The sequence below is a fragment of the Methylobacterium sp. J-030 genome, assembly GCF_022829545.1.
Classification (GTDB): domain Bacteria; phylum Pseudomonadota; class Alphaproteobacteria; order Rhizobiales; family Beijerinckiaceae; genus Methylobacterium.
Genome location: NZ_JAKSYM010000218.1, coordinates 1 through 4,234, shown reverse-complemented (window position 1 = coordinate 4,234; position 4,234 = coordinate 1). Strand labels below are relative to the sequence as shown.

4 protein-coding genes and 1 pseudogene are annotated in these 4,234 nt (G+C 53.3%); 4 read left to right on the top strand and 1 reads right to left on the bottom strand.

Annotation, left to right across the window (positions count from 1 at the left end; all coding sequences use genetic code 11):
- On the bottom strand, positions 1–154 hold a 154-nt coding region (locus MKK75_RS14690), incomplete at its 3' end, for a transposase (protein WP_244043293.1).
- 409 nt (positions 155–563) lie between these two features.
- Between MKK75_RS14690 and MKK75_RS14685 the strand changes: the two genes are divergently transcribed.
- The 4 genes and pseudogenes from MKK75_RS14685 to MKK75_RS14670 all read left to right on the top strand — a co-directional run.
- Positions 564–1,982, top strand: a complete 1,419-nt coding sequence (locus tag MKK75_RS14685; RefSeq protein WP_244043292.1) for a polysaccharide biosynthesis/export family protein — start codon at positions 564–566, stop codon at positions 1,980–1,982.
- Positions 1,983–2,317: 335 nt separating this feature from the next.
- The gene (locus MKK75_RS14680) at positions 2,318–3,391 is read left to right on the top strand and encodes a glycosyl hydrolase (protein WP_244043291.1); all 1,074 of its coding nucleotides are present in this window, start codon (positions 2,318–2,320) and stop codon (positions 3,389–3,391) included.
- A gap of 26 nt (positions 3,392–3,417) precedes the next feature.
- A pseudogene (locus MKK75_RS14675) lies at positions 3,418–3,952 on the top strand (helix-turn-helix domain-containing protein); the annotation flags it as partial.
- 67 nt (positions 3,953–4,019) lie between these two features.
- The coding region (locus MKK75_RS14670) for a helix-turn-helix domain-containing protein (protein ID WP_244043290.1) at positions 4,020–4,234 on the top strand (215 nt) is incomplete at its 3' end.

Genomic DNA, 4,234 nt, shown 5'->3' with positions numbered 1-4,234 from the left:
AGCCGCCGTACTCGGATCGCCAACGATAGTCCGTGACCTCCGTCACCTCGATGGATCGGATTGCTTCGGAGACCTTGCGGCCCTGCGAGACCAAGACATCGACTTGGCGAAGCTTGGCGACGATCTCTTCAGCCGTATGCTTCTTCCGACGCATCATAAAATCCTCCACATGGCGCGAAGCTATACCGCAGGGAGGACAACTTTTAGGGGGCAGGCCAGTCGCTCGGAATCCTACAAACGTGTCACATCGTATGTAGTGTCGGGTCCGCTTCGAACGCGTTCCTTCCGCTCAAACGCAGTTCTTTTAAGCTCGCCAAGGTTTGCACCGACGTGCCGGCGAAAACCCCACGTCCCAAAGTGCGGCTGCTCGCCATCAGTCAAGCTTCAGACGATTGAGAGATCGTCGACCAAAACATCGGTTCCGGCTTTAAGAGCCGCCACAAGGCCGGCGAGGTGGCAGCACGAATATCAACGCCAACGTATAAATTGCGTCTCCCTCGTAACACAAAAATGGCAACGCGAGTCGAATTGATATATAAGTCTTTTCAGCGAAATCATTCATAATGAGTGATGAGTTCAAAGTTGACACATCCGACAGTCCTGATATAATAATTTTTAGTTCACTCAGACGATTTGAGCATAGAAAGATGCAGTTTACTATGGCTCGGTTGAGCGCGCTGGTTTGTTGCGTAATTTGCGCCGTGATTATGCAAGCAACTTGTGTAGCGGCGCAATCCGCTCCCTATAGATTAGGACCGCAAGACAAAATTCAGACTAAAGTTTTTGATCTTCGCATTGGTAGCGGCGAAGCCCATCAGTGGAGTGCTTTCGATGGCGATTTTACTGTAGACTCAAGTGGAGGAGTTTTCCTTCCAATAATCGGCTTTCTAAATGTCAATGGCAAGACTGTTGAGGAGATAGGAAAGGAAATCGCGAGCAAAATGCAGGCCAAGGTTGGGTTGGCGGAGCCCCCTTCAGCTTCGGTGCAAGTTGTCAAATATAGGCCATTTTACATAACCGGCACGGTGGAGAAGCCTGGAGAATATGATTACAGGCCGAATCTCTCTGTCCTCCAAGCTGTCAGTATCGCCGGAGGTTTCTATCGGTCCCAGGATGCCGCCACCATTGCTTACGTAAGAGATGCCATGTCTCAATTTAGTGGCCTTAATATTCTTTCGACAGAAAAAACCTCGCTGCTGGTTAGAATGGCGCGCTTAGAGGCCGAAGTGAGCGGCAACAGTGAGATTAAATTTCCACCTCCCATTATGAAAGTTGTAAAAACTGACGCTTTCGTTGCGCAGGCCGTAAAATCGGAGACGCAGGTGTTTGAATCGCGGCGCGACACATTGGCGTCCCAGCTTAAAAATATTGATGAAGTTCGAGTTAATTTGGCAAGTGAAATCGATACGCTTGATCGAAAGGCTAAACTCACAGACAGGCAAATCGAACTCAATGAACAAGACTTGAATGCAGTTCGAGATCTGATGAACCGCGGGCTCTCTGTTTCAAGTCGTCAAATCGGTGCCGAGCAAGGTGTCGCCAGCCTTCAGAGTAGCAAATTAGACAACCAAACTGCCAGGCTTCGCGCACAACAAGATTTGTCAAGACTCGCACGGGAGGCTATCGATCTTCGGTCCAAATTCCGCCAGCAAGCGATTTTGGATCTCACGGAAGCCCGAGATAAATTGAGCGAAACCGAAGAAAAATCCTCTGCTTCATCGTCGATGCTTGTATTTCTACAAAATCTCAACTCAATTAGATCTCAAGGCGCTCCAGTATATTCCTACTCGGTTTCGCGGACCATCGGCGGTCAACGCGTGACGAGCATTCTTAATGAAGGGGATTTATTGCAACCTGGAGACGTCTTGGGTGTTACGATGCGGCGCACCAGCGCGGAAAACGGAAAACTGGCGGAGGACGTCAAAACTCTGCGATCCACAGATCACGATGACAAATTGGCGATCTCAACGTCCGAGAAATAATGGGCGCCCGCGTTCGCTCGTCACCGAGACCGTGATGACCGGCTCGGCTGGTTTCTGCTGGAATGAGGACCGATTTAACCGGTCTCATCAATACCCTGGAACCGGCCGGACTGGCTTACACGATTCCGGACGAGGATGGTTGGCGCATCGAAACCAGATCTAACTATTCCGCGGTTGTTCAAGGCGTCTGTGCAATATTCTCATCGCGAGTGAGAGTCTAGTTATTCTCAGCAAACGATAGGCCGGATCAGCTTTACTGTAGTAAAACGCTGGACCGAGGCAGTGAAAATGCATTCAAGCTACGTTATCTCAGCTGAAATCGAATGGGATATTTAATGTTTAATTATAATGAAACATCAGGATTGCGCAAACAAGTCTCCAGCCGTGGTCGCTCGGTTGTTCGAGCATTCGTATCGTCATTGTTTATTTTCGGTCCGGCTGCCGCGTTCAACGTGAGTACGGCGCGCGCGGAAATAGTTTGGGGCGCGAATGGCCACCCGCTGATTTCTTATCCTGGCGTTACTTTTGAAACACAGCTCGATCTGGTTAAGGGATTCGGCGGTTCTTATTACCGGATCGATGTCACGTCCATCGAAAAGCTTCCCGCGCTACTTAATCTTATTGCCATAGGAAGAAAGAAAAACGTGCAGATCCTGCCAGTTTTGGTGCCACCCTATGACCTAAAGTCTATGGATCCGAAGGACTTATATTCGAAAAGCCTCGCGTTCGCGAATTATTTTGCATCGCGGATCCCAGAAATTGGCGTTTGGGAGTTGGGCAATGAATTGGAGAACTACGCTATTATTCAGCCTTGCGAAAGAAGGGACGACGGCACGCAATATCCGTGTGAATGGGGCCCGGCAGGGGGTGTTGGACCAAGCGAATATTATGGCCCGCGATACGAAAAAGTCGCGGCTGTATTGCGTGGTTTATCGGAAGGTATCAAGTCAGGCAATCCGTCCGCCAAACGAGCCATCGGTTCAGCAGGGTGGGGGCATGTCGGCATATTTGAGCGCTTGAACAGCGATAATATAGCTTGGGATATTTCAGTGTGGCATTCATATGGAAAAATTAACAGTTGGCCGTTTGAGCAGCTTCAAAAATACAAGAAACCTATATGGGTCACGGAGTTCAATCATAATCTCGGAAGTCAAAAGGACGGAGAAGAAGGTCAGGCGGCTGGACTGAAGGAGATGATGGAAACTCTGCGCCGTTACGAAAAGCCCTATGGCGTCGAAGCCGCCTTTATCTACGAATTGCTCGACGAAGAGTACTGGGCTCCGAATTTTGAGGCCTATATGGGCCTTGTAAAGTTGAAGAAAGATGATCAGGGACATTGGGAGCTGGGTTCCAAAAAGGCAGCCTACAAGGCAGCGAAAGATGTGATACAAGACGGCGCAAAACCCTGAGGCGGTGAGGCGTGCGGGTCTGGGCTATGGCTCAGACAGTCTGTGTGCTTCTCGATGCGACCGACGGGGCACGGCTGGCTGCGATCGCCAGGGACCGCTCCCGCCTGCTCAAACCTACCCAACGCGCTTGCATCGTCCTACTCTCGGCCGAGCGCTTGAGCGTCCAGGACGTCGCCCGGCGGGCGGGGGTCAGCCGCCCGGCCGTGTGGCGCTGGCAGCGGCGCTACACTAAGGCGGGCGTCGAAGGTCTGCTGCGCGTTTAGACGCGTCCACCCGGCACGCCGCCCCATTCGACCGAGGCGGTGGTCGAGGTGCTCGCGCTGACCTGCTCGGAGCCGCCGGGCGAGGTCACCCACTGGACCGGCCGGTGCCGTAGTTCGGGCGGTCGGGATCTCGTTACGCGCCGTGCAGCGGATCTGGGACGCTCACCGGCTCCAGCTACATCGGCTGCGCACGTTCGAGCGCTTGCGCGATCCCGCCTTCGCCGCGAAGGTCGACGCCGTCTACCTGAACCCGCCCGCCCACGCCGTGGTGCTCTCCATCGAAGAGAAAAGCCAGATTTAGAGCCGTTCCCGGCGGTGTTTCGATGGGATGGTGGCTGGTGCGTCGACTGGTGAAGGAGCGAGCCATGCCTTCACCCCTGTCTGTCGATCTGCGCGAGCGCGTCGTGGCGGCCCTGGCCGGAGGTGCGTCCTTTCACCGGGTGGCGGCGCGGTTCGGGGTAAGCGTGTCGAGTGCCAGTCGCTGGTCGCAGCAGTTTGCACAGCAGGGTCACGTCGCTCCCAAACCGACACACAGCGACGACAGCCGGCCGGCAATCGAGGCGCACGCGGATCTGATCCT